At 65.5% G+C, this 24,266-nt stretch carries 26 protein-coding genes and 1 other RNA gene; 20 read left to right on the top strand and 7 right to left on the bottom strand.

Annotation, left to right across the window (positions count from 1 at the left end):
* Positions 1 to 121 precede the first annotated feature (121 nt).
* Positions 122 to 550 carry a hypothetical protein gene (locus tag EDC31_RS13340; protein WP_132127094.1) on the top strand — a complete coding sequence of 143 codons (429 nt, stop codon included), beginning with the start codon at positions 122 to 124 and terminating at the stop codon, positions 548 to 550.
* A 35-nt stretch (positions 551 to 585) separates the two neighbouring features.
* A complete protein-coding gene (locus EDC31_RS13335) occupies positions 586 to 1,305 on the top strand; it encodes a fasciclin domain-containing protein (RefSeq protein ID WP_158310302.1) in 720 nt (239 codons plus the stop codon).
* Here the strand turns inward: EDC31_RS13335 and EDC31_RS13330 are convergent.
* Positions 1,268 to 1,870, bottom strand: coding sequence for a thiamine phosphate synthase (locus EDC31_RS13330; RefSeq protein WP_052511687.1), 603 nt, complete (start codon positions 1,868 to 1,870; stop codon positions 1,268 to 1,270). The genes EDC31_RS13335 and EDC31_RS13330 overlap by 38 nt on opposite strands.
* A 4-nt stretch (positions 1,871 to 1,874) precedes the next feature.
* Positions 1,875 to 2,264: a hypothetical protein gene (locus tag EDC31_RS13325; RefSeq protein ID WP_052511685.1), complete on the bottom strand. Its 390-nt coding sequence runs from the start codon at positions 2,262 to 2,264 to the stop codon at positions 1,875 to 1,877.
* Between the two features lie 100 nt (positions 2,265 to 2,364).
* On the opposite strand from EDC31_RS13325, the gene EDC31_RS13320 reads away from it, so the two are divergent.
* The 6 genes from EDC31_RS13320 to EDC31_RS13295 all read left to right on the top strand — a co-directional run bounded on the left by EDC31_RS13320 (position 2,365) and on the right by EDC31_RS13295 (position 4,953).
* Positions 2,365 to 2,556 (top strand): hypothetical protein, encoded by a 192-nt coding sequence (locus EDC31_RS13320; protein WP_042056670.1) that lies wholly within the window; start codon positions 2,365 to 2,367, stop codon positions 2,554 to 2,556.
* 12 nt (positions 2,557 to 2,568) lie between these two features.
* Positions 2,569 to 2,910: a cell division protein ZapA gene (locus EDC31_RS13315; protein WP_042056668.1), complete on the top strand. Its 342-nt coding sequence runs from the start codon at positions 2,569 to 2,571 to the stop codon at positions 2,908 to 2,910.
* A 10-nt stretch (positions 2,911 to 2,920) separates the two neighbouring features.
* Positions 2,921 to 3,076: non-coding RNA, 6S RNA (gene ssrS, locus EDC31_RS13310), on the top strand.
* On the top strand, positions 3,063 to 3,638 hold the full coding sequence (locus EDC31_RS13305; protein WP_042056667.1) for a 5-formyltetrahydrofolate cyclo-ligase: 576 nt from the start codon (positions 3,063 to 3,065) through the stop codon (positions 3,636 to 3,638). The genes ssrS and EDC31_RS13305 overlap by 14 nt, the downstream gene beginning before the upstream one ends.
* A gap of 6 nt (positions 3,639 to 3,644) precedes the next feature.
* On the top strand, positions 3,645 to 4,460 hold the full coding sequence (locus EDC31_RS13300; protein ID WP_042056666.1) for a TIGR00282 family metallophosphoesterase: 816 nt from the start codon (positions 3,645 to 3,647) through the stop codon (positions 4,458 to 4,460).
* 67 nt (positions 4,461 to 4,527) lie between these two features.
* Positions 4,528 to 4,953 (top strand): flagellar biosynthesis repressor FlbT, encoded by a 426-nt coding sequence (locus tag EDC31_RS13295; protein WP_042056665.1) that lies wholly within the window; start codon positions 4,528 to 4,530, stop codon positions 4,951 to 4,953.
* Between the two features lie 78 nt (positions 4,954 to 5,031).
* On the opposite strand, the gene EDC31_RS13290 is transcribed toward EDC31_RS13295, so the two are convergent.
* Positions 5,032 to 7,239, bottom strand: a complete 2,208-nt coding sequence (locus EDC31_RS13290) for a TonB-dependent siderophore receptor (protein ID WP_158310301.1) — start codon at positions 7,237 to 7,239, stop codon at positions 5,032 to 5,034.
* A 145-nt stretch (positions 7,240 to 7,384) separates the two neighbouring features.
* On the opposite strand from EDC31_RS13290, the gene EDC31_RS13285 reads away from it, so the two are divergent.
* Positions 7,385 to 8,524 carry a PepSY-associated TM helix domain-containing protein gene (locus EDC31_RS13285; protein WP_042056663.1) on the top strand — a complete coding sequence of 380 codons (1,140 nt, stop codon included), beginning with the start codon at positions 7,385 to 7,387 and terminating at the stop codon, positions 8,522 to 8,524.
* Entirely contained in the window at positions 8,521 to 8,697 is a 177-nt protein-coding gene (locus tag EDC31_RS17755) for a hypothetical protein (protein ID WP_158310300.1), read from the top strand. The genes EDC31_RS13285 and EDC31_RS17755 overlap by 4 nt, the downstream gene beginning before the upstream one ends.
* Positions 8,698 to 8,800: 103 nt before the next feature.
* On the opposite strand, the gene EDC31_RS13280 is transcribed toward EDC31_RS17755, so the two are convergent.
* Complete coding sequence (locus EDC31_RS13280; RefSeq protein ID WP_042056662.1) at positions 8,801 to 8,995, bottom strand: hypothetical protein; 195 nt, start codon at positions 8,993 to 8,995, stop codon at positions 8,801 to 8,803.
* A complete protein-coding gene (locus EDC31_RS13275; RefSeq protein WP_042056661.1) occupies positions 8,992 to 10,146 on the bottom strand; it encodes an Mrp/NBP35 family ATP-binding protein in 1,155 nt (384 codons plus the stop codon). The genes EDC31_RS13280 and EDC31_RS13275 overlap by 4 nt, the downstream gene beginning before the upstream one ends.
* A gap of 152 nt (positions 10,147 to 10,298) precedes the next feature.
* Here EDC31_RS13275 and EDC31_RS13270 point away from each other — a divergent pair, with 152 nt between their 5' ends.
* The 5 genes from EDC31_RS13270 (at position 10,299) to EDC31_RS13250 (ending at position 19,106) form a co-directional block, all read left to right on the top strand.
* Positions 10,299 to 11,504, top strand: coding sequence for an OpgC family protein (locus EDC31_RS13270; RefSeq protein WP_042056660.1), 1,206 nt, complete (start codon positions 10,299 to 10,301; stop codon positions 11,502 to 11,504).
* 32 nt (positions 11,505 to 11,536) lie between these two features.
* Entirely contained in the window at positions 11,537 to 13,093 is a 1,557-nt protein-coding gene (locus EDC31_RS13265; RefSeq protein ID WP_052511681.1) for a DegQ family serine endoprotease, read from the top strand.
* A 192-nt stretch (positions 13,094 to 13,285) separates the two neighbouring features.
* Entirely contained in the window at positions 13,286 to 14,773 is a 1,488-nt protein-coding gene (locus EDC31_RS13260) for a glucan biosynthesis protein (RefSeq protein WP_042056659.1), read from the top strand.
* 5 nt (positions 14,774 to 14,778) lie between these two features.
* A complete protein-coding gene (mdoH, locus tag EDC31_RS13255; protein WP_408735053.1) occupies positions 14,779 to 16,923 on the top strand; it encodes a glucans biosynthesis glucosyltransferase MdoH in 2,145 nt (714 codons plus the stop codon).
* Between the two features lie 89 nt (positions 16,924 to 17,012).
* Entirely contained in the window at positions 17,013 to 19,106 is a 2,094-nt protein-coding gene (locus tag EDC31_RS13250; RefSeq protein ID WP_042056657.1) for a S9 family peptidase, read from the top strand.
* Between the two features lie 49 nt (positions 19,107 to 19,155).
* On the opposite strand, the gene EDC31_RS13245 is transcribed toward EDC31_RS13250, so the two are convergent.
* Positions 19,156 to 19,587: a hypothetical protein gene (locus EDC31_RS13245; RefSeq protein WP_052511679.1), complete on the bottom strand. Its 432-nt coding sequence runs from the start codon at positions 19,585 to 19,587 to the stop codon at positions 19,156 to 19,158.
* 241 nt (positions 19,588 to 19,828) lie between these two features.
* Between EDC31_RS13245 and ykgO the strand changes: the two genes are divergently transcribed.
* The 5 genes from ykgO to EDC31_RS13220 all read left to right on the top strand — a co-directional run bounded on the left by ykgO (position 19,829) and on the right by EDC31_RS13220 (position 23,548).
* Positions 19,829 to 19,954 carry a type B 50S ribosomal protein L36 gene (ykgO, locus tag EDC31_RS13240; protein ID WP_042056655.1) on the top strand — a complete coding sequence of 42 codons (126 nt, stop codon included), beginning with the start codon at positions 19,829 to 19,831 and terminating at the stop codon, positions 19,952 to 19,954.
* Positions 19,955 to 20,151: 197 nt separating this feature from the next.
* Positions 20,152 to 20,640: a tetratricopeptide repeat protein gene (locus tag EDC31_RS13235; protein ID WP_052511677.1), complete on the top strand. Its 489-nt coding sequence runs from the start codon at positions 20,152 to 20,154 to the stop codon at positions 20,638 to 20,640.
* Between the two features lie 57 nt (positions 20,641 to 20,697).
* Positions 20,698 to 20,961, top strand: coding sequence for a hypothetical protein (locus EDC31_RS13230; RefSeq protein ID WP_042056652.1), 264 nt, complete (start codon positions 20,698 to 20,700; stop codon positions 20,959 to 20,961).
* Between the two features lie 164 nt (positions 20,962 to 21,125).
* Positions 21,126 to 22,328 carry a pyridoxal phosphate-dependent aminotransferase gene (locus EDC31_RS13225; protein WP_042056651.1) on the top strand — a complete coding sequence of 401 codons (1,203 nt, stop codon included), beginning with the start codon at positions 21,126 to 21,128 and terminating at the stop codon, positions 22,326 to 22,328.
* 5 nt (positions 22,329 to 22,333) lie between these two features.
* A complete protein-coding gene (locus EDC31_RS13220; RefSeq protein WP_042056649.1) occupies positions 22,334 to 23,548 on the top strand; it encodes a pyridoxal phosphate-dependent aminotransferase in 1,215 nt (404 codons plus the stop codon).
* A 45-nt stretch (positions 23,549 to 23,593) separates the two neighbouring features.
* Here the strand turns inward: EDC31_RS13220 and EDC31_RS13215 are convergent, their stop codons facing one another.
* On the bottom strand, positions 23,594 to 24,172 hold the full coding sequence (locus EDC31_RS13215) for a YqaA family protein (RefSeq protein WP_132127093.1): 579 nt from the start codon (positions 24,170 to 24,172) through the stop codon (positions 23,594 to 23,596).
* Positions 24,173 to 24,266: the final 94 nt, after the last annotated feature.

Here is a 24,266-nt window from a genome sequence, read left to right as displayed (position 1 = left end):
CACTGGGGAATATCCATGAAAGTGAACGACTTTCTGGATTTCCCAGTTCCGGAACCTCAGTACAAGATACCCATCACGAAAAGTGCGGAAGAACCCGATCTTCTGGGAGATATAAGTCATTATGACCGGAGCGCGATTTCTTCCTCTCCTGAGCGTTCTGGCGTTGACCGCCTGCGACGTGCCGACGCTTCAGCAAAAGCAGGTGCTCGACTCGATGGTCGGCCGGACGGATGTCGATGTCATCCGCAAGTTCGGTGTGCCGAGCCGTGCCTATGTGGCCAGCGGCCACAATTTCCTCGCCTATATCCAGAACGAGACCTCCTATTCTCCTGGCATGGGCGGATGGGGCTGGGGCTGGGGCGGCGGCCCGTGGGGCGGCTGGGGCGGTTGGGGCGGCGGCTGGGGAGGCTGGGGCGGCGGTTGGGGCGGCGGCTGGGGAGGCTGGGGCGGAGGTTTCCCGGCGAGCTACTACAGCACCACCTGCCAGACGACGTTTGAACTCGTGAACAGCCGTGTTATCGGATGGACGATGCGCGGGGATGGCTGCTGAGTCCTGGCGGATTCCCGTCCCTGCGGCGGGGAAGGATGATGATGCGACGTGGTGGACGCGCTGGGGGATTTTTCAGCGGTGTGGCGGGTGCGCTGGCTGTCGCGCTCGCGCTGGCGGGGTGCGAGAGTTCCGCGCGGCAGGACCCGCTTTTCGTGCGGGGGGCATCGGCGGCGGTCATCATGCCCTCAATGGCCGGGCGGGCCGACCAGGCGGAATTGAACGCCGCGGCGAATGCGGGGATCGTCTCTTCCCCCGTCGCCTATGAAGAGCCGCCGACTCCCTCCTATTCGGATCGCCCGCTGAGCGAGAACATCGCCGCGTCACTCGAACTGGCGGACTACGCCCATGCGCTGGAGCAGGCGGGGTTGATGCGCCTGCTGCGACGCGCCGGGCCCTATACGGTCTTCGCCATTCCCAACCAGCCGCTCGAAAAATTGTCGCATCAGGCGTCGGACGGTCTGCGCGGCACGGTCGGGCAGGCCCAGCTTCGGCGGATTCTCGCCTATACGATCGTGCCGGGTCGCTGGGACAATGCGGCGCTAACCCGGAAGATGGCGCGGTCGCACAGCTCCTCCCTCAGCCTGAAGACGGTGGACGGCGTGCCGCTCACCGTCCGGTGGGACGCGCCGGGGAAGCAGTTCGTGCTCGTCGGCCCCTCCGGCCGGACGAATCGTCTCTGGCTGGCGGGTGCGCCGCAGTCGAACGGCGTGCTCTATTTCACGCAGGGCGTGCTGACGCCGGACGGCCCGGCCTGAGATCCGCCCAGTCCCGGATTTGCGCGCGCATCTGATCCGGAGCGGTACAATCGATGCGGAGCGTCAGGAAATCCACCCCGGCACCCGCCATGGCGCGCGCCTCGGCAGAGGTGGAGAGCGGGTCCGCGACCGTCGGAAGTTCCATCATCTCGCCCCACCAGCGCACCACATCCGCGCCTTCCGGCGGGAGGGCGATATAATCCGCGCCGGCCTCGCCCGCACTCATGGCGGCGTCCCGCGTGGGCGGACAGGCGATCCCGAGCTGACGGTCCTCGCCCAGAGCCTTCCGGGCAGTGGCAAGCAGGGGCGAGGTCGCGTCGAGCTGCACGCCGTCGCAATCGAGTTGTCGGGCGAGAGCGGGGAGGTTGGTCAGAATCAGCGCGATGTCCTGCGCGCGCAACACGTGCTGGAGGGCGGTCGCCTGCGTGCGGGCGGCGGCCTCCTCCGTCACGGCGAGACGAAGCGCCGTCGGCCGGCCGAGTTCCAGCGCCTCGCGCAGAACGCTCATGTGACGAACGGGATCGAACGAGGGCGGCAGGACGAAATAAAGCTCGGGATCGGACATGATTTCAATTCGGCGTGGAAGGCTGAGGTGCGGCAAGATAGTCCGCGAGCTGCCGTCTCCGATAGGGGGTGGGCTCATCCGTCAGCAGGAAGGCGTCCGGACGCCGCAGCAGGAGAATCGAGCCGCAGGTTTCCGCCAGAACGAGCAGGCTGACCCGCTGTGCCGGCGGACCTTCGAACACGACATAAGCCTGCCCCTGCCGCATCGCCCAGGCGGCGAGCGCCGCGTTGGCCCCGCAATCGAGCACATGCGGCAGGTCGAGCCGGGCCATCAGCCCGCGCCACCACGGTCCACCGAGCGCGGCTCCCGCGCCGGGGGCGGAAATGAGTCCGAATGGAAGAGCGGAGTCGAGCGCGAGCACGGCGTCACGTGCCGCGCGGCCGGCAATGGCCACGAGACGATCCGGGAGAGGCGGAGGGGTGTTCCTGCTTGACGTCACGTTTCGTTCCGGGCTTCCTGCATGACCGGGACCATTAGCACGGAGGAGCGTTCGATTGGACGGAGAGCATCAGGAGCCGTGCGAAGCCGATGCCGGAGCGGTGGCCCGGCTCGAACAGGCGATGAACCGAATCGCCTGGGCGTTGGACCGCCGCGCGGTTCCGTCGCCCGAGACCGATCTCCAGACGGTCGCCGCCAATATCGACGCGTTGCGCGCCCGCATCCGCGCGGCGCTCGAGATCGGCTGAAGGAGGCGGAAGATGGCGCAGGTTTCGATCCGTCTGAACGGATACAGCTATACGGTCGGGTGTCAGGATGGCGAGGAACGTCATCTCATGGCCATGGCCGCGCAGGTCGAGCGGCGCATCGACCGGGTGCGGGCGCTGGGCGCGCCCAGCGGGGAAGCGCGGATGCTGGTGCTGGCGGCGCTGCTGATGGCCGACGAGATTCACGATCTGGCGGAAGCGAGGCTGCCCAGCTCCGCGACGGAAAAGATCGCCGCCGCCGAACAGATCGTGCGCGAACGCGACGGCGAGAGAACACAGTTGCTGGATCTGGCGGAACGTGCGGAAAGCATTGCAGCCGCGCTCGAGGCTTTCTAAGATAGGCAGTGTGGGACTGCCCGGTGCGTCAGGCAACTCAACCCCTGGGCCGATAAGCACTTCCTCGGGAGCTGGCTCTGTCGTGGCCGTGGTCACGTTACCCGGTGCCCACCTGCACTTGCAGGTCCGGGAGGGCTGAAAGACCAACGGCCATGGTGGTCCCACATTCCCTCGACGACGAGAAGCGGCGGCTGCGCGCCGGGATGCGGAAGAGACGGCGGGAGTCTCCTCCGGCGGCGGAAGACGAGGCGCGTCTGGCGGGGATGATCGCCCGCGCGCTGGAGTCGTTTCCGGCGAAGCGCATCGGCGGTGTCTGGCCCTTGCCCGGCGAGGCGGATTTGCGCGCGCTGTGGCGGGATCTGCATGAGCGGGGGCATTCCGTTCTTCTGCCCGAAACCACGCCGCGTGCAGCACCGCTCCTGTTCCGGCACTGGAGCCCGGATGTCCGGATGCTGGAAGGGCGGTTCGGGACGCTCCATCCCGAAGGAGAAATCGGCGTGCCCGACCTTGTGCTGGTGCCGCTTTTGGCATTCGATCGGCACTTGAACCGCCTCGGTTACGGCGGCGGATATTATGACCGCACCTTGTCATCCGTTCGCTGTCCCGCGATAGGCTATGCCTTTTCCTGGCAGGAAGTTCCGGAAGTTCCGGTCGGCGAGCATGACTGGAAACTGGACGGCGTCGTCACGGAGCGGGAAATGATCTTGCGGTGTGACAAGGAGGATTGACCGGGCGTGAGACTGCTTTTTCTCGGAGATATCGTTGGCCGTGCCGGACGGGACGCGGTGTGTGCGGTCCTGCCGGAGTGGCGCAGGACGCTGGCTCTGGATTTCGTCGTCGTCAACGCGGAAAACGCCTCGCACGGCTATGGGCTTTCGCCGGGAATCGCGGATGAGCTGCTGCGCGCCGGGGTGGATGTCATCACGCTCGGCAATCATGCGTGGGACCGGCGGGACATGATCGGCCATATCGAGCGCACGCCGCAGATCATCCGTCCGATCAATTATCCGCGGGGCACGCCGGGGAAGGGCAGCGTGCTGGTGACGCTGGCGGACGGGCGGCGCGTGCTCGTGGTGAACGTGATGGGCCGGTTGTTCATGGACCCGCTGGACGATCCGTTCCGCACCGTCTCGGAGGTGCTGACGCGGCACAAGCTCGGCCTGACGGTGCAGGCGATCATCGTCGATTTCCACGGCGAGGCGTCGAGCGAGAAGATGGCGTTCGGCCATGTGATGGACGGGCATGTCTCGCTGGTGGTCGGCACGCACACCCATGTGCCGACAGCGGATTGCCGCATTCTGCGCAACGGCACCGCCTGTCAGACCGATGCCGGGATGTGCGGTGATTATGACAGCGTGATCGGGATGGGGAAGGAGGCGTCCATCGCCCGTTTCCTTCGCAAGATGCCTGGCGAACGGCCGCAACCGGCGGAAGGGGAGGCGACGGTTTGCGGCGTGCTGGTGCAGACGGACGATGCGACGGGGCGCGCGATTCGTGTGGCGCCGATCCGGCATGGCGGATGTCTGCACGCGGCCTGGCCCGAATTCTGATGATGTTAACGGTTCGTTAGGGCAAGCCCGCTATCGTCGCCCGTGCGAAAACGCAAAGGGGGCAGGCATGGCCGGGTTGGAACTCCGCTTCGGGGCGGGAGACAGGTTGATCGTGAACGGGGCGGCGATCCAGTTCACAAGCGAGGCGCGCATCCGATTCGCCAACAAGGTCGAGTTTCTCTACGGGCGGCAGATCATGGGACCGCATGAGGCGACGACTCCGGCGCGCCGCATCTATTTCGCCTTGCAGACGGCCTATATCGGCTCGCCGGAGGAGCGCGGGCGCGCCCTCGAATCGGCGGCCTATTTCATCGAGGCGTTCGCTGCCGAAACGACCTCGAATCATGCGCGCAACCTGCTGGCACTGGCGCTGGCGGCCGCGAAAGCCCGGCGAGGCCACGAGTCCCTGAAGCTCGCGCGCCGGATCATCCGGCATGAAGATACCGTTCTGGCCGAGGGGCCGGACGGCCCGGAAAAAAGAGACGGGAGGTGAGGCCGCCAGTCCAGTCGCAGGGAAGCTCGGCCCGGATCGAATCTCGGGATTTCGCGTCTCCCGCAGATGTGACGTCCGTCAGAATGTCGTTCTGATCGTTCCAAGAACCTGACGCTTCTGGCCGTAATAGCAGGACGTGCTGCCGGTGCAACTGGCGACATAGGTCTTGTTGAATATATTATTGATGTTCACTCCTATTCTCCACTTCGATTTCAGGTTGAAATCATAATGGAGCGCGGCATCGAACAATGTGACGGAGGGGGTTGCGAATGTGTCATAGTTGTTTGCTTCGATATTGCCGATATAGCGCAATCCCATGCCCACGCCGATTCCCTGTAGAGCGCGAAGAGAGGTGGTCGGCATCTGGTAGTCTCCCCAGAGGGAGAGCGTGTTGCGCGGAATCAGTGTCGGGCGTTTGCCCACCTGTCCGATCGTCGAATGCGTGATCACCGGGTCCAGATAGGTATAGGCGAAGACGACATCGACGCCGTCCGCGAGGCTGACATTGACGGAGGTCTCAAAGCCTCTCACGCGGATCTGACCGGTCTGGATCGTATTGAGCGGGTTGGCCGGGTCCGCCTGGCTCACATTGGTCTGCTTCAGGTCGAAGAGGGACGCGGTCATGAAGCTGCGAAAGGATGTCGGCTGATATTTGACGCCGATTTCCACCTGTTTGCCGTAGGTCGGCTTGAAGGGCTGACCGTAGAGATTCGTTCCCGACGTCGGCTGGAACGAGCGTGAATAGGAGGCATAGGTCATCAGGCCGAAGGGGAAGAGATATCCCAACCCGCCCCGATAGGTGAACACGTCATTATTCTGTCCGGTATGGGCTGCCGTCGAGTGGATGATCGCGTGGGTCAGCGTGTCGGTCCAGTCGTACCGTCCGCCCAGAGTCACGATCACGCGGCGGAAAAGCTTCATCTGGTCCTGCCAGTACAGTCCTTTCTGCTCCATCGTCTGCGTGATGTGCTGGAACATGGGGACTTTGCTCTGCGGCGTATAGACCGGATGAAACACGTTGAGGAGCGTGCCCGCGGCGTATCCCGCGCTCTCCCACGAATCGCCACGCTGGTAATCGAAACCGAGAAGAACCGTCTGCTCCACCGGTCCGCGATGGATATGACCGACGATCCGGCTGTCGGAGGTATAGATGTTGCCGGAGGCGTCTTGCGCATAGGCGAGCCGGGTGAGGTGGATATAATCAGGCAAGAGGCCAGTGCCGTAGGCCTGACGCCAGCCCAGAGTCAGGTGCATGTAACGGAAGTTCTGCTGAAAGCGCCAGTTGCTGTTGAAACGGTGTTCGTAAAGAAACCCGACTGTCGCCTGGTTGACGTCCCATCGGTTCAGATCCGGCGAGCCGGTAAACAGATCGGTCGGTATTTTTCCGTAAGGATTGTAAAGTACGCTGCCATTGGCGGGGACGAACTGCAACCCTGCCGTATGAGTGTGCAGGTAGGAGGACAGGAAGGTGAAATCGTCGTTTCTGGAAATATGCCAGGTAAAGGACGGGGCCACGTAGATCCGGTTGTCCTTCACCTCGCGGACCTGCGTGTCCGAATCGCGTGCGAGGCCGATGATCCGGCCGTCCACCGCTCCGCCGGTTCCCGGAACCGGGCCGGTGAGATCGAACTGGCCCTGATAGCGGTCGAACGATCCGGCCATGAACTGAATCTCCTGATGCGGAGTGGATTTGGGGGTCTTGCTGACCATGTTCACCAATCCGCCGGGCGCGGCCTGGCCGTAAAGCACGGAAGCCGGACCGTTGAGCACCTCCACGCGCTCAAGCCCGTATTGTTCCTGCACCGGTCCGGTGGTTCCCGGCGTGAAGCGCATGCCGTCGAGATACATGCCGTATGTCGTCGCGTCGAACCCGCGGATGCGCAGCCAGTCGAAGCGGGAATCCGCGCCATACGTATCGGCGTTGACGCCGGGCGTGTAGCGCAGGGCCTCGTTGATCGTCTGGACCATCCGCTCGTCCATGAACGCGCGGGTGACGACTGATACGGTTTGCGTCGTTTCGATCAGGGGCGTGTCGGTCTTCGTTCCGGTGCTGGCGTCTCTGGCCACGATCTGACGACGGCCGATCACGGCGATCTCTTCGGCGGAGAGTGGCGGCTTGCGGTTCGCTTGGGTTCCTGATTGCGCCTTCTCCCTGGCGGTGCGTGTCTTTTCGATGTCGGAGGTCACGGAGGCGGCGGCCACCGGGGAGTGCAATGAGAATGCAGCGCAGGTGATGCCGCTCGCCAGGGCGAGGCGGCGGAATGGCGGGAAAGTCCAGGAACGCATGAATTCTCTCTCATAATTGCCCGGGGCGGCAATGTCCGGAGCGGTCGGGCGCTGGGGCAGCAGCGGCATGTTCTTAATTGACAGTAAGAGTGATTCGCAATAGCAACATGGGGCCTTCAACGCCGAGACACGGGGGACGCCCTTCATGACCAGCCACGCTTTGCGGCGCTGGCGCTGGCTCCATAAATGGAGCAGCATCGTCTGCACCCTCTTTCTCCTCCTTCTGTGCCTGACGGGCCTCCCCCTCATCTTTTCCGAGGAAATCAACGACTATCTCGATCCTCTAAGATCCGGGCCGTCCACTATGCGGGACGTCACCGCGCATGTGGACGAGACGGTCACGCGCGCGCGGCAGGCATGGCCGGGGCAACGGGTACGTCTCGCGGTGTTTGACCCCGACCGCGCCAGGATCACGCTCCGCCTCTCCCCCGGCGCGGATGACGCTTTCGACACGACGCACGAAATGACCTTCAGCGCACATACCGGAAAGCTGCTGCGCGACGGCCCCCCGCCCGGCGACGCGGTGATGGATACGATCCTGCAACTGCATGTGCAGATGCTGGCCGGATTGCCGGGCGAGTTGTTCCTCGGCCTGATGGGGCTGGTTTTCGCCGTTGCCATCGTCTCGGGGGTGGCGCTTTATGCGCCCTTCATGCGGCGGATGCGCTTCGGCGAGATCCGCTGGCGAAGATCGGTCCGCGTGCGGTGGCTCGACGTCCATAATTTCCTCGGCGTCGCCACGGTCTGCTGGGTGCTGATCGTAGTGCTCACGGGCGTGATGAATACGCTCGCCACGCCGCTCTTCGGTCTGTGGGAAATGCGCGACGTCGTGCCGGTCCTGAAGCCGTTCATGCCGGATGCGCCCGTCATTCCCGCCGCCTCCCTGTCGAGAGCCATCCGCGTCACCGAGGGCGCGTTGCCCGCGATGACGGTGCGCTTCGTAACGTTTCCCACCCATATCAACGGCAGTCCGGATCATTACGTCGTCTGGACGCAAGGAAAGTCGAAGCTCCGCTCGCGCTTCATGACGCCGGTTCTCGTGGACGCCGCAAAGGGCGAGGTGGCGTTCGTGGCGAAAATGCCGTGGTATCTTCGTCTGCTGGAGCTTTGCCGTCCGCTGCATTTCGGCGATTACGGCGGGGTATTGCTCAAGGGGCTCTGGGCGATCCTCGATGTGGTGACGATCGTCGTCCTCGGCTCCGGCCTCTATCTGCTGCTCGCCGGCAAGCGTCAGCCCGCGCAGGCGGCGGAGTCGCGGGCCGAATGGAGCGGAAAGGCGGCATGATGCGTATTTCCATGACCGTATGGCGCGCGCCGCTCTTCCTGTCCGTCGTGACGTTCTCCGGGCTGGTTCTCGCTTTGGTGCTCGAAGGCCCCGTCGCGGATATCGCCGGCGTGATCGGCCTGGGTCTGCCGTGTGGGGTCATGGCCTGGCGTCTCTGCCGGCCATTGCGTTGAGGGACGCGCGAGCACCCGGAGCCCATGCGAACGCGCGACATGCCCGACAGCGGGCGGATGAGACGCCGTATTCCGGCTGCCAAGCCGCGGCGTGTGCCGCCGTTTACGGTGAGGCTGGTTGGGGCTTCATCAGATGATCGGGCGGCGGAAGATGCGGCGAGTTGTCGATAATGCCATAGCCGTCGGCCGCGTATCCGTGATGCTTGACCGGCGGCTGGCTCGCGCAGCCCGCCAGCCAGATGACGCAGCCGACCATGGCGAGCAAGGCCGTGACGCGGGCGGGGTGTCCCGTCCTCATGAGCCGCTTGTCTTGGGAGGCGTCAGGCGCAGGCTGTCGGCGACGGCGCGGGCGAGGGCGGTATAGGCGCCAGCGGCTTCGCTGTCCGGCGCGGAAAGAATGATCGGCGCCCCGGCATCGCCGCTGGCGCGGATATCGGCCAGAAGCGGAATTTCACCGAGGAAGGGCACGCCCGACTCCTCCGCCTGCCGGCGTGCGCCGCCATGGCCGAAGAGTTCCGTGCGATGATTGCAGTTCGGGCAGCAGAAATAGGACATGTTCTCGACGACGCCGAGAACGGGGACGTTCATCTTCTCGAACATGGCCAGACCCCGCCGCGCGTCGAGTAGCGCGATGTCCTGCGGCGTGGAGACGATGATCGCACCGCGGAGCGAGAGTTTCTGGGCGAGGGTGAGCTGGGCGTCCCCGGTGCCGGGGGGCATGTCGATCACCAGCACGTCCAGCTCCGGCCACGCCACGTCGCCGAGGAACTGCGACAGCGCACCCATCACCATCGGGCCGCGCCAGATCATGGCCTGATTTTCATCCACCAGAAAGCCGATGGACATGACGTGCAATCCCCACGCCTCGACCGGAATGAGCTTGCCGTCCTCCACGAAAGGCTTGGCGGATTGTCCGAGCATCCGGGGCAGGGACGGGCCGTAGATATCCGCGTCCAGCATGCCGGTGCGCAAACCGAGACGGGCCAGACCGGCGGCGAGATTGACGGCCGTGGTGGATTTGCCGACGCCGCCCTTGCCGGAGGCGACGGCGATGACGGCCTGCACCTGCGGCAGGAGCTTGCCGTCGGGCCGGGTCTCGGGCGTGCCGGGATTGTTGGCGGGCTGGTCGAGGCGGAACGGACGATGACCGCCGGGCGCCGGCATGGGGGCGCCCGGCGCGCGATGGGCCGTCAGCACGATGGTCGCGCGGTCGATTCCCGGAAGCTGGGCGATGGCGGCTTCCGCCCTGGGGCGCAGGGGCTCGATCTTTCCCGCGTCGTCGCGCGAGACGGAGAGCGAGACATGGGCGTGGCCGTCACGCACCGCCACGCTGTCGAGCGCGGCGAAGGAGAGGACGTTCGTCGTGCCGCTGTCATCCTTCACCAGGCGAAGGGTGTCCAGAATCCGGCGGGATTCGGCATCGTTCCCCGATGTGTCGGATGAGGTCATGACTGGTCTTTCCTGCTGGATCGTCCGGATTCCGAACCCGGAACGCTGGCCGAGCATAGCATGCCGGGTCCGGAGGAGGGAGGGGTTCGGGCAGGGAGTGGATCACGGGCGGCGAACTGCGTATGAACATCCGGCGACGCGGGAAGGGGCGGATGGAACGACGGATCGCTGAAACGGATGCCGGAGCGGCACAGCCGCGCAAAAAGCGGGATCATCGGGTCGATGCCCTGCGGGGGCTCGCTCTCCTGATGATGCTCTGCGACCATGTGCCGCAGGACTGGCTGAACCGGCTGACCCTGCGGAATTTCGGTTTCGCGGATGCCGCCGAGATTTTCGTGATGCTGGCGGGATATGCGTCCTGGCTGGCCTATGCGCGGCGAATCCCGCGCCCCCCGCCGGACGGGGGATGGATCGTCGTGGGCGAGCGGATTCTGCGACGCTGCTGGCGGCTCTATCTTTTCCAGATGCTGATGCTGTTCGTGTCGATCTATACGATCCGGCAATGGCGGCATTACGATCCCGTGCCGGTGGATTTCCTGGAGCCGGAACTCGCGCATGGCAGCTTCTGGTTCTGGCAGGTGCTGACGCTCCAGGCATTGCCGAGCAATCTCAATATCCTGCCGCTCTATATCGTGCTGCTTCTCGGCATTCCGCTGATGGTGCTGCTGTGGATGGGATCGCCGAAGCTGCTTCTGGGCGTCAGCTTCGCCATCTGGCTCGTGCCGCAATTCAATCCCGCCATCAACATCCCGAACTGGCTGGATGCGGACGGGTGGTACTTCAATCCGCTGGGATGGCAGTTCATTTTCGTGCTGGGAATGCTGGCGAGCTGGATCGCCACGCGGCATGGCGGCGACCTGCCCACGCCGCGCTGGCTGAAGGGACTGTGCTGGGCGTGGCTGCTCTTCGGTGTCATCGAGCACTTTCCCTATCACGAGTGGGGGCTGCCCTCCCTGGCGGTCATCCCCGTGCCGGGCGCCGACAAGTCGGTGCTGGTCTGGCCGCGCTGGATGGAGGCGATGGCGATTCTGCTGCTCGTGCAATCATCCGCCCGTGCACGGCGGTTTTCCGAGATGCGGGGCGGGCAGGCGCTGGCGCTGCTGGGGCGTCATTCGCTGGAAGTCTTCAGCCTCGGGACGGTGTTGGATCTTTTCGCGCGGCTGGCGATGAACAGCTTCGGGGACGGGCTGGGGATGCAAGTGCTCGTGAATCTGGTCGGGCTTCTGGGCGTCTATGGCGTGGCGTTCTGGCTTGAAAGGCACCGGCGCGAGGCGGCGTTCATGGCCGGTCGGAGCCGCCGCGAAATCGCGCGCGCCGAGCCGCATCCCGAGCCGCACAACGAACAAAGGGGGGTGTGACAGCACGAAGTGAACTGGTCTAACGTACGCCCATGACCCAACATTCTCTGCCCCGCCGTCTCTCCATGATCACGTTGTGCGGCGCGACCGTGTTGTCTTCGCCCCTGGTGTCTTCGCCCGCCGTCGCGGAGGGTGAGACGCCGGCCGCCGCGCCGCCGGTCGTCTCCGCGTCCCGGCCGGTGCCGGAGAGTTTCGCCGATCTGGCGGCGCGGCTCCTGCCCGCGGTCGTGAACGTCTCGATTTCCGCGACGCTCAAGCCGGGCGACGGGGATGACGACGATGATGACGGGCCGGACGGGTCGCCGGGCGACGGGCCGCAGATTCCCGAATTTCCCCCCGGTTCGCCGATGGAGAAGTTCTTTCACGACTTCATGAACCGCAAGCCGAGTCCCGATGCGCCGCCGCGCAAGATGCAGGCCCTGGGATCGGGCTTCATCATTTCGCCTGACGGCTACATCGTCACCAACAATCATGTCGTGAAGGACGCCGATCAGGTGTCCGTGACCTTGCAGGACGACACGGTGCTGAAGGCGCGGATCGTCGGGCGGGACAGCCGGACGGATCTGGCGGTCATCAAGGTCGACGCGCCGCATCCGCTGCCGACGGTCGCCTTCGGCAATTCCGACGCGGCGCGGGTCGGCGACTGGGTGCTGGCGATCGGCAATCCGTTCGGCCTGTCCGGCACGGTGACGGCGGGAATCGTGTCCTCGCGCGGGCGGAGCATCGAGCATGACGCCTATGACGATTTCATCCAGACCGACGCGCCGATCAACCGCGGCAATTCCGGCGGCCCGCTCTTCAACCTGAAGGGCGAGGTCATCGGCATCAATACGGCGATCTACAGCCCGTCCGGCGGGTCCATCGGCATCGGCTTCTCGATCCCCTCCAACGACGCGCGAGGCGTGATCGAGCAACTCCGGAATCTGGGCCATGTGCAGCGCGGCTGGCTGGGCGTGCGGGTGCAGGACGTGACCCATGACATCGCCGAGAGTCTCGGCCTTCCGTCGCTGAAGGGCGCGATGGTGGCGGGAATCGAGTCGAAAAGTCCGGCGGAAGAGGCGGGGATCAAACCCGGCGACGTCATCAACAAGCTCAACGGAGAGGCGGTGGACGGCAAGTCCCTGCCGCGTCTGGTGGCCGCGATTCCGCCGGGCTCCAAGGCGGCGTTCGGCATCTGGCGCAAGGGAAGCGCGCTGACGCTGGACGTGACGCTCAAACCGTCGCCAGAAGCGCCGGATCTGCCGCCGACCGCGCCGAGGAAGGACGAGACGGCGAAGAAAACGATCAAGCTGGCGGATCTCGGTCTGACGCTGGGGATGATCGACGATGCGGCGCGGCAGAAATACCATCTGACCGATTCCCAGCGCGGCGTGCTCGTCACCGCCGTGGCGCCGGACAGCCCGGCGGCCGAGCGCGGGCTGGAGGCGGGGAATCTCGTCACCGAGGTGCAGCAGGTCGAGGTCGATTCGCCCGAGGCACTCTCGCGTGAGATCGACCGGGCGCGTGACGCGAAGCGGCATTCCGTCCTGCTGCTGGTGCAGGATTCCGACGGGATGCGGTGGGTGCCTCTCCCGCTCGACAAGAGTTAGGGCACGCACCTTCCGCCTTTAGCTGCATCCGTGCCGCTGATAGCGGAAAATTTACTCCCTTCCGGAATTCTTCTAAGGGGGATGCGATGAACGTTCAGCGTAACGGGGCCAGACCGGCTGGGCTGCCCCCGTCATGGAGTGATTGCCTTGCAACGTCGTGAGTTTGTCAGAGCAGGTGCCGGTCTTTCGCTCATGGGGACCGGCCTCTCCGGTCTCGCACGGGCAGCGGACGCGCCTTCCCCGCCGAACCCCACTCCTTTCGACGAGACGACGGTCCGGCAGGTCGCCCGGGATCTGTCCCGGACGCCCTATAAGCCGCCGCCGCAAAATCTTCCCTCGGCCATCAAGAATCTGACTTTCGACCAGTTTCGCGCCATCACATTCAAGCCGGAGCGCGCGCTCTGGGCGAATGATCATCTGTATTTTGACGTCGAATTCTTCCCGCGTGGTTTCCTCTACGCGCCGCAGGTCTTGATGAACGAGGTGACGGACGGCCACTCCACCCCCGTTCCTTACGATCCTGACATGTTTTCCTATGCCGATCCGATGCTGCGGGTGACGGATAATCTCGGATTCTCCGGATTGCGGCTGCGATGCCCGATCAATACGCCGGGTGTCATGGAGGAGTGTTCCGTGTTTCTCGGCGCTTCCTATTTTCGCGCCGTGGCGAAGGGACAGTTCTACGGTCTGTCCGCGCGTGGTTTCGCGGACGGGACGGGCGATCCGAAAGGCGAGGAATTTGCGATTTTCCGGGAATTCTGGCTGGAGAAGCCGGCGCCGGGCGTGCAGGCCGTCACCATCCATGCGCTGCTCGACAGCCCCTCGACCACCGGCGCGTTCCGCTTCCTGATCCGCCCCGGCGACACGACCACCTTCGATGTCGAGGCGACGTTCTACCCCCGCACGAAGATCGAGCAGCCCGGCGTGGCGACGCTGACCGGCATGTTCTATTTCGACGAGAATGACCGTTACCGCGTCGATGACTGGCGTCCGGCCGCGCATGACAGCGAGGCGCTCCAGCTCTGGACCGGGTCGGGCGGGCAGCTCTATCGTCCGCTGGTCAATCCGGTCGATCTGCAATTCTCCGCCTTCAGCGACGTCAGCCCGCGCGGCTTCGGCCTCATGCAGCGCAAGCGCGATTTCCGCGATTACCAGGATCTGGCGCTGAACTACCAGAAGCGCCCGTCGCTCTGGATCGAGCCGATCGGAGACTGGCAGCATGGTGCGGTCGATCTCGTCGAGATTCCGACGCCCAACGAGGTGAACGACAACATCGTCTCGTTCTGGCGGCCTGCCCACCCGCTGGAGGCGGGCAAGGAATATGGTTTCACCTATCGCATGTACTGGGGCTGGGACACGCCCTGGCCGACCGATCTGGCGCGCGTGGCGTCGACGCGCGTGGGCGGGGTGACGGACCATGCGGAGGCGCGGATGTTCGTCATCGATTTCGACGGCAAACCGTTCGAGAACGTCTCCCAGGACGCCCATTTTCATCTGATCCCGCATTGTTCCGCCGGGAAGATCAAGAATGTCGTGGTCGAGCCCAATCCCTATATCAAGGGATGGCGCACGACGTTCGAGTTCTATCCCGGGGATGCGAAGCTGTCCGAACTGCAATGCCAGCTCGCCAATGATCAGGGACCAATCTCCGAAACCTGGATGTACCATTGGACGCCATGAGCGCCATGGCTTCATCCGACCTCGCATTTCTGCCGCCGGAAGCGCCGCTGGCGATGCCGGTGCAGGATCTGCGCCATGCGCCGGACCGTCATGATCATGCGGCTTCCCTCGCCACGCGCCCGCCGCTTCTCTGGCTGCGGCGGCTTTTCGTCTTCGGCGTGGCGGCCGGCCTGACGATCTTCGGCGCGTATGAGATGAATCTCGTGCTGAACAGCATGGGCGTCTCGACTCTTGGCGTGGTCGTGCTGGGGTTGTTCGTCACCCTCGGCGCGTGGATCTCGCTCTCTTTCGCCTCCTGCCTCGCCGGTTTTCTCTCTCTCCTGACGCGTGGCGGGCTGGGGCTGGGCATCACCCGCGACGGGCCGCTGCCTGTCCTGTCGAGCAGGACCGCCATCCTGATGCCGACTTATAATGAAGACCCGGAGCGGGTGCTCGTCGGCCTCAAGTCGATCTATGACAGCCTCGCGGCGACGGGGCAGCTCGATGCGTTTCATTTCTTCATGCTCTCCGATACGACCGACCCGGACGTATGGGTGCAGGAAGAGCGCGCCATGCTGGCGTTCCGCGACGCGGTGCGGGGGCAGGGGCGTGTCTTCTATCGGCGGCGCGCGAAAAATATCGACCGGAAGGCGGGCAATCTGGGCGAGTGGGTGCGCCGTTTCGGCGGCGCCTATGAGAACATGCTCACGCTCGACGCGGACAGCATCATGGATGGCGCGCTCATCATCCGCATCGTCGGCGCCATGGAGCGCAATCCGGGCGTCGGGCTGATCCAGACCCTGCCCGTCATCGTCGGCGGCAGCACGCTTTTCGCCCGGATGCAGCAATTCGCCGGGCGCATCTACGGGCCGCTGATCGCATACGGCATCGCGTGGTGGCACGGGTCGGAGGGAAATTACTGGGGGCATAATGCGGTCATCCGCACCCGCGCCTTCGCCGAGCAGGCCGGATTGCCGCATCTGCCCGGGCGCAAGCCGTTCGGCGGCCATATTCTGAGTCACGATTTCGTCGAGGCCGCGCTCATGCGGCGGGGCGGCTGGGCGATCCATATGGTGCCCGGGCTGTTCGGCTCCTATGAGGAGAGCCCGCCCTCGCTGACCGACGTGGCCATTCGCGACCGGCGCTGGTGCCAGGGCAATCTGCAACATTACAAGGTGCTGCCGACACGCGGGATGGCGTGGGTCAGCCGGCTGCATATGCTGATGGGCATCGGCTCCTATATCACCTCGCCGCTCTGGCTGCTCTTCCTGCTCTGCGGCATCGCGATCTCGCTGCAATCGCATTTCTACCGGCCCGAATATTTCGGCACGACCAAATCGCTTTATCCGCGCTGGCCGCAAGTCGACCCGGTGCAGGCGAAATATGTGTTCTTCGGCACCATGGCGATCCTGCTCGCGCCCAAGGCGCTGGCCTTCATCGCCACGCTTTTCGACCGGATGACGCTGCGCGGCTCGGGCGGCGTCATCCGGCTCGCGGTGTCGATCGTGCTGGAAACGGTGATCGGCGGTCTGATCGCGCCCATCGCCATGCTGATCCATACATCCGGCGTCATCTCCATCCTGCTCGGACGGGATTCCGGCTGGAACGCGCAAAATCGCGATGCCGGGGGCGTCGATCTCCGGGAGGTCGCGCGCGGCTACTGGGTCTATACGGCGATCGGGCTGTTGATGGCGGCGGCGGCGTGGATCGTCTCCGAGGCCCTGTTCCTCTGGATGACGCCCGTGCTGATCGGTCTGGCGCTGGCCATCCCGCTGGCCGCGATGACGGCGAGCCGCGATGTCGGTCTCTGGCTGCGGTCCATCGGCCTGCTGACGATCGCCGAGGAGACGGACCCGCCCCCCATTCTCCGGATCGCCGAGAGGAACGATCTGGCATGCAGCCAGCGCGAATACGCCGCCGACGTGTCAGTCGACGAAGCCTTTCACGCATTGCGGCATGATCCGGTTCTGCTGGGGGCCCACAAGGCGGCGCTGCCGCAGCCGCGGGAACGGGGGGCGGCGATCGACGCCAATCTGCTGGTCGGGCTGGTGAAGCTGCGCGAGGCGCCGTCCCTGAATGCGGCGCTCGACGCTTTGAGCCGACAGGAGAAGGCGGCGGTCCTGACCAGCGCGGAGGGGGTGGATCTCGTGGCGAGTTTGCCGGAGGGGTAAGGTCCCGCCGCGTTTTTTGGCGCGGGAGCGATTGAGCCCCCTGGCGTTCTCGGGCAGAGAGGAAGGCCATTCAGTCGAAAGCAGACGATATGAGCGCGCTCCAGCCTCCTTCTCCCCGTCGTGAACCGAAAACCGTCACGCAGCTCGGCCGGAGCCGGGTGGACGAATATGGCTGGATGAAGGACGAGAACTGGCAGCAGGTCCTGCGTGACCCGTCCGTTCTGCGCGAGGACGTCGCCGCTCATCTTCGGGCGGAGAACGCCTATGCCGACGCGGTTCTGAAGGAGATCGAGCCTCTGCGCGAGACGCTCCTCCGCGAGATGATCGCCCGCATTCCTCCCGCCGAGGAATCGGTGCCGGTGCCGGACGGTCCGTGGGCCTATTACGCGCGCTATTTCGAGGGCGCCCAGCATCCGGTTCATGCCCGCAAGCCGCGTACGGGCGGCGCGGAGGAGATTCTGCTGGATGTGGATGCGGAGGCGAAGGCGCATCCCTATTACGCTCTGGGCGGCGCGGCGCATACGGAGGATCATCGGTATTACGTCTATGCCGAGGATGTGCAGGGCTCGGAAGTCTATCGCATTCAGGTGAAGGATCTGGCGTCGGGACGGCTTTGCGCGCCGCCGGTCGAGAGCACGACGGGGAGTTTCGTCGTCTCGCCGGATTCGCGCTGGCTTTTCTGGATCTATCGCGACGATCATGGCCGTCCGTCGCGCATCTATCGGCGGCCGCTCCTCGGCGGCGAAGACGTTCTGGTGTTCGATGAGCCCGATGCCGGGTTCTTCCTGCAACTCACGCTCAGCACGTCGCGGCGCTGGATCGTCATCGAGCGCGGGGACCATGACACGAACGAGACGCTGCTGATTCCCGCCCATGCGCCGGATACGCCTCCCCGCGTGGCCGCGCCGCTGGTGCGTGGGGAGAAATACAGCCTGGCCCACTGGAATGACCGCTTCATCGTGCTGACCAATACGGGCGGGGCGGTGGATTTCCAGCTCATGTGGACGCCGGAGGACGCGACGAGGCGGGAGCACTGGCAGCCCTTCGTTCCGCATATGGCGGGGCGTTACCTGCTCGAACTCAGCGCCGGGCGCGATTTCCTCGTCTGGGCGGAGCGGATGGACGGCAACATCGTGCTCCGTTTCGTGCCGCGCGGCGTGGAGGGGGACGTGCGGGCGGCGTCGGCCGTCATCGCCATGGACGAGCCCGCCTACGACCTCACCATGCTCGGCGTGCTGGAATATGACGCGCCCGTCCTGCGTTACGTCTATGAATCGCCGACGACTCCGGCGCATTGGTACGATTACGACATGGCCAGCGGCGAGCGGGTCTTGCGGAAGGTGCGGGAGGTTCCGTCCGGGCACGATCCGCAGGCCTACGAGGTGCGTCGTCTTTTCGCGCCGGCGGCGGACGGGGAAACGGTGCCGGTCACTGTGCTGATGCGGCGCGGCACGGTGCTGGACGGCGCCGCGCCGCTCCTGCTCTACGGGTACGGCTCGTATGGCATTCCCATGGATGCGGGGTTCTCGACCTCGGTGTTCAGCCTGGTGGACCGCGGATGGGTCTATGCCATCGCCCATATCAGGGGCGGGTCCGAGAAGGGATGGAAGTGGTTCCTGGACGGGCGGGGGACAAAGAAGGTCAACAGTTTCACCGATTTCATCGCCAGCGCCGGATATCTGGCCGAGACCGGATATGGCGCGGCGGGGCGGATCGTCGCCCATGGCGGCTCGGCGGGCGGGTTGCTCATGGGGGCGGTGGCGAACATGGCGCCGGACCTCTTCGCCGGGATCGTGGCGCAGGTGCCGTTCGTCGATATGCTCAACACCATGTCCGACGTCACCCTGCCGCTCACCCCGCCGGAATGGCCGGAATGGGGCAATCCGCTGGAGGATGCGGCGGCGTACGACCTGATCGCCAGCTATTCGCCCTATGACAACGTGGCGGCGAGACCCTACCCGCCGATCCTGGCCATGGGCGGCCTGTCGGACCCGCGCGTCACCTATTGGGAGCCCGCGAAATGGATTGCCCGCCTGCGCGCCGTGGCGTCGGGCGGTCCGTTCCTGTGCCGCATCAACATGGAAGCCGGACATGGCGGCTCGCCCGGACGTTTCAAGCGGCTGGAAGAGGTCGCGCTGGTTCAGGCCTTCGCGGTCTGGGCGATGGCGCGCCGCCGGAGCTGATCGCGGGGAGGTGCGTCACGACCTGCTCCGTCCTCGCCCGGAGACGGGGTTATGGCGAGGGCGCGGCCGGGAGCAGTGCCTGGCATGGGGCCGCGGCCTTGGGCAGGGTGTTGCCTTTGGTGCGGCAAAGCGTGCGGGCATCGGCGCCGCAGATCTCGGTCGTGTCGTCATAATCGGATTCGAGCACGTCGCGCGCGACCGCGAGTTCCTGCTTGGCGGAATTGCTGCTGTCACTTTCGTCGTTGGTGACGATGCCCTGAGTCTTGTGCAGTTCCTCCAGGGCGCTGACGCAGGCGTCGCTGGCGGCGGCCGGGTCGACCTGGAGCACGGCGAGAACGCGCTTCAGAACTCTGGCCGGGGCGTTCGCGCCCGCCCCTCCACCATCGTCGCCGGACTGGGCAAGGGCGGCCGGGGCGTGGGCGAGCTGGATAATGACGAGGCTGGCGAGCAGGAGGGGCGGGATGAGGCGCTTGGCAGACATGCCGCGCAGATTATCGGCTGGGCGGCGGATTGCCTACTCCCAAGAATGCCACGAAATCGCGATGTTCGGTAACGGGCCCGGCGTGGGAGCCGGCGTGGGAGATCGTACTTTCAGATTGACTGGCGCGCGCCGGGCCTGTATCCGGACGGCCTCTTGCGGGCGTAAGGCCCGTCGGGGTGGCCGGCGCGCGGGCGTCGGTCATTCTGTGTGCCGATCCAGCCTGCCTCGGGAAGCGAAGACCATGAAGATCCGTAACAGCCTGAAATCCGCGAAGATCCGTGACAAGGATTGCCGCGTCGTGCGCCGTCATGGCCGTGTGTATGTCATCAACAAGAAGAACCCCCGCATGAAGGCCCGCCAGGGCTGAGACGGCGCGTCCGCCTCTCCGTGAGTGCTGAGGGGCGGGTCATGCCCATGAGGGGGCCGGTGAAAAAGCCATGTCTGACGGCCCGCATCGCGGGGGTCTGCATGGCTTTTTCGCTGTCTGGGCCACTTCTGGCCGCGCCTCCCGCGGTTGCGCCTCCGTCGACAAAGCCCCCAGCGACAAAGCCCACCCCGTCGCCCGTGCCCAAGCCGGACCCGCTGGCGAAGGCGGAAGCGGAGTTGAAGCAGGCGCCCGGCGTGGCGGAGGCGCGTTCGCTCGAGGCACAAGCGGAAAATCTCCGGCAGAGTCATTTGCAGGCCATGGTGCGGCTTCTGGGGGCGCAGGCCGAATCGGCTCTCTCCCATCATGATTTCCGCGCCGCCGAGCAGGCGGCGTCGGATGCCATCGTCCTGCAACCGGACCAGCCGATCCTGCGTCGGGAACGCGCGCGCATCCGGGCGGCGGCGGGCGATTTCCAGGATGCGATTGCCGATCTCGGCGTGGCGGTGCAAGGTGACGCCGGGGATGTGGTCGCGTGGCAGATGCTGGCCGATATCGAGGCGCAACGGCACGATTACCGCGCGGCGGTCGCGGCGCTTGATCAGGCGTTGACGCTTGACCCGCATCTGCAAGGCGGTGCGGCGCTGAGGCGCAAGCTGGTTCTGCTGCGCGACGGGCAGCCCGCCTGAGCATGGCGGCTGCAACCGCATGCCGCGCTTCGTCGTTATAAGGCAAAGGAGACTTCCATGTTCGGCTGCAAGAAGAAGGCATCAATTCCGGCTCCGGTTGCGGAAGCCACCGAGGCGGCGACCACGTCGAAATGCGGCTGCCCCTATGCGGCGAAGCTCTGTACGCCCGGGCTGTGCAAGGCCGGCATGGTCGGGCTGACCGCGCTCGCGACGTTCGGGCCGAAGAAACTGCGTCCGCATGTGCAGAACGCGCTGGCGGTGATCGGTATTCTGACGCTGCTGCGGCAGATCCTGCGTCGCGGCAAGGGGGCGGCCGCCTGAGGACGCGCTCGTATCGTTTTCTTGCGTCCAGCAAGAAAATGAACGCGAAAAATCGGGTCCGGGTGTTTTTTTTCGCCGTCGATCCGGATTAAGGAAGGAGACGGCGCGCTGTCGCGCCGCTCTGGCCCCGATCGAACGGGGCGCCTGTTCGGATTCCTTTTCTCATGTCACTCATCGCCGCGCGCCTCAACCGGATCTCCCCCAGCCAGACCATCGCCATTTCGCAGAAAGCGCGGGCGCTGAAGGCGGCGGGACGGGATATCATCAGCCTCTCCGCGGGCGAGCCGGATTTCGATACGCCCGGCAATATCAAGGCGGCGGCGATCCGCGCCATCGAGGCGGGCGAGACGAAATATACCGACGTGGCGGGCACGCCCGCGCTGCGCCGCGCGGTGGCCGAGTGGCTGAACCGCGATTTCGGGCTGGATTACAGGCCGGAGGAGATCATCGTCTCCACCGGCGGCAAGCATGTCATCTACAACACGATGGTCGCCACGCTGGAGGCGGGAGACGAGGTCATCATCCCCGCTCCGGCCTGGGTGTCCTATCCGGATATCGTGGCGCTTGCGGATGGAACGCCCGTCGTGGTGCCGACGCGCGAGGCGGACGGATTCAAGCTGACGCCCGACGCGCTGCGCGCCGCGATCACGCCGCGCACCAAATGGCTGATGCTCAACTCGCCCTGCAACCCGACCGGCGCGGCCTATGCCGAGGCGGAGTTGCGCGCGCTCTGCGACGTGCTGCTCGAATTTCCGCAGGTCTGGGTGTTCACCGACGATATCTACGCCAAGCTGGTCTATGACGGCTTCGTCGCAAAGACCGTCGTGCAGGTGGAGCCGAGGCTGCGTGCCCGCACGGTGACGATGAACGGCATGTCCAAGGCCTATGCCATGACGGGCTGGCGGGTGGGCGTGGCGGCGGCGCCGGTCGAACTCGTCAATGCGCTGATCAAGTTGCAGAGCCAGAGCACGTCGAATCCGTGTTCGATCGCGCAGGCCGCCGCGCTGGAGGCCGTGACGGGGCCGCAGGAGGTGATCGGCACGATGGTGCGGACCTATCAGGGGCGCCGCGACCTCGTTGTGAGCATGATGAATCAGGCCCGCGGGCTGAGTTGCCTGCGGCCCGAGGGGGCATTCTACGTCTTTCCTTCCATCGCCGGTCTGATCGGCAGGGCGACGCCGTCCGGCAGGGTGATCGAGAATGACGAGGTTTTCGTCACGGAATTGCTGGAGGAGACGGGCGTGGCCGCCGTGCATGGCGCGGCCTTCCTGATGCCGGGCTATTTCCGCATTTCCTATGCGACGGATACGGAAAGCCTGATCGAGGCCTGCGCGCGAATCCAGCGTTTCTGTGCGTCGCTGGTCTGACCGCGATGGATTTCTCCGTGGCCGCGCGGCTGAGAGGGTTGCCGCAGCCCGCGACCATCGCCATCGCGCAGCGGGCACGGGCGCTGAAGGCGGCGGGAGCGGATGTGATCTCGCTCGCGCTCGGCGAGCCGGATTTTCCGTCGCCGCCCGAGGCGGTGGAGGCGGCCTATGAGGCAGGAAAGCGTGGCGACACGCGCTATCCGCCGGTCGGCGGTCAGCCCGCGCTGAAAGCCGCCGTCATCGCGAAATTCCGCACGCAGAACGGGCTGGATTTCGCGCCGGAGCAGATCCTGGTCGCCAATGGCGGCAAGCAGATCATCTTCAACGCCTTCATGGCGACGCTCGATCCGGGCGACGAGGTGGTCGTGCCCGCCCCCTATTGGGTGAGCTATCCGCTGATCGCGCGGATGATGGGCGGTGTGCCGGTGGAGGCGCCGTGCCGAGAGGCGGACGGTTTCCGCCTCAGGCCGGACGTGCTGCGCGCCGCGATCACGCCGCGCACGAAATGGCTGGTGCTGAATTTCCCCAACAACCCCAGCGGCGCGATCATGGAGCGGCCTGATCTTGAGGCGCTGGCAGAGGTGTTGCGGGAGGCGCCGCGGATTTGGGTCCTGGCGGACGAGATTTACGAGCATCTGACCTTCGGCGGCAGGCCCCATGTCTCGCTTGCCGCCGTTGCGCCCGATCTCGCGGATCGTATCCTGACGCTGAACGGCATGGCGAAGGCCTATGCCATGACGGGGTGGCGCGTCGGTTTCGCGGGCGGTCCGCTGCCCCTGATCCGCGCCATGACGGAGGTGCAGAGCAACGCGACCTCCGGCGTCTGCACGCTGGCGCAGGCGGGCGCGGCGGCGGCGCTGGGGAGTCCGTTCGAGCGGGTCGCGGCGATGCGCGACGTCTACCAGGCGAGGCGCGACCGTGTGGTCGCCGCCTTGCGTGACATGCCCGGCCTTGCTTGCGCCATGCCGGACGGGGCGTTCTACGCCTATCCCGGCCTGGCGGGTCTGGTCGGCAAGGTCAGCGCGGGGGGGCGGCCGATCGGCTCCGACCTCGATTTCAGCGAGGCGTTGCTGGAGGAAGCCCATGTGGCCGTAGTGCCGGGGGCGGCCTTCGGGCTGAGCCCGCATGTCCGCCTTTCCTTCGCCGCGTCAGACGCGCATCTCGACGAGGCGGTGCGGCGGATCGGAGAGTTCGTGGCGGGATGCGCGGCGACGGGGTGAGGCCGTCAGCGGGGCGCGGAAGGAGCCCGAGAGTGAGGGGGCTCCTCAGATGTATCGTACGGCGAGAACGCCCAGGATGATCAGCGTGAAAACGCCGAGCAGCACGAGAGTCAGCCGTTCCTCGATGAAGGTCTGAATCGGCGCGCCGAAATGCCGAAGCAGTCCGGCCAGCAGGAAGAAGCGCGCGCCCCGCGTCACCACGCAGGCGGCGAGAAAGGGCAGCAGGGCGAAATGCGCCGCGCCGGCGGCCAGGGTCACGAGCTTGAAGGGAATCGGTGTCAGACCCTTCAGCAGGATGATGGCGACTCCGTATTCGTCGAAACGGTGTTGCAGCAGCGTCAGCGTCGCCTCGCCATGATAGAAGCGTACGATGGGCAGGGCGACATGAGCGAGCAGGAATGCCCCCAGCAGCCATCCCGCCAGCGCGCCCGCGACGCTTCCCGCCGTGCAGAGCGCCGCGAGTTCCCAGGCCCGGTCGCGCCGCGCCAGAACCATCGGCGCCAGCATCAGATCGACCGGCAGGGGAAAGAACGAGGCTTCGGCGAAGGCCACGGCGAAAAGCCAGAGCCGCGCATGGCGAGCAGCCGCAAGCGCCATCATCCGGCGATACAAGGAGAGGAACACGGCAGAGATCACCCGCAGGATGGGAAGGCTCTCATCTGATCGCAGATCGGAACGGGAGCGGCAAGAGGAGGGGCGCCGTCATCGTGATCCGGTT

This window comes from Acidomonas methanolica, assembly GCF_004346035.1.
GTDB lineage: Bacteria > Pseudomonadota > Alphaproteobacteria > Acetobacterales > Acetobacteraceae > Acidomonas > Acidomonas methanolica.
The sequence above is the reverse complement of the archived record's forward strand: the minus strand, read 5'-3'. Positions and strand labels throughout refer to the sequence as shown.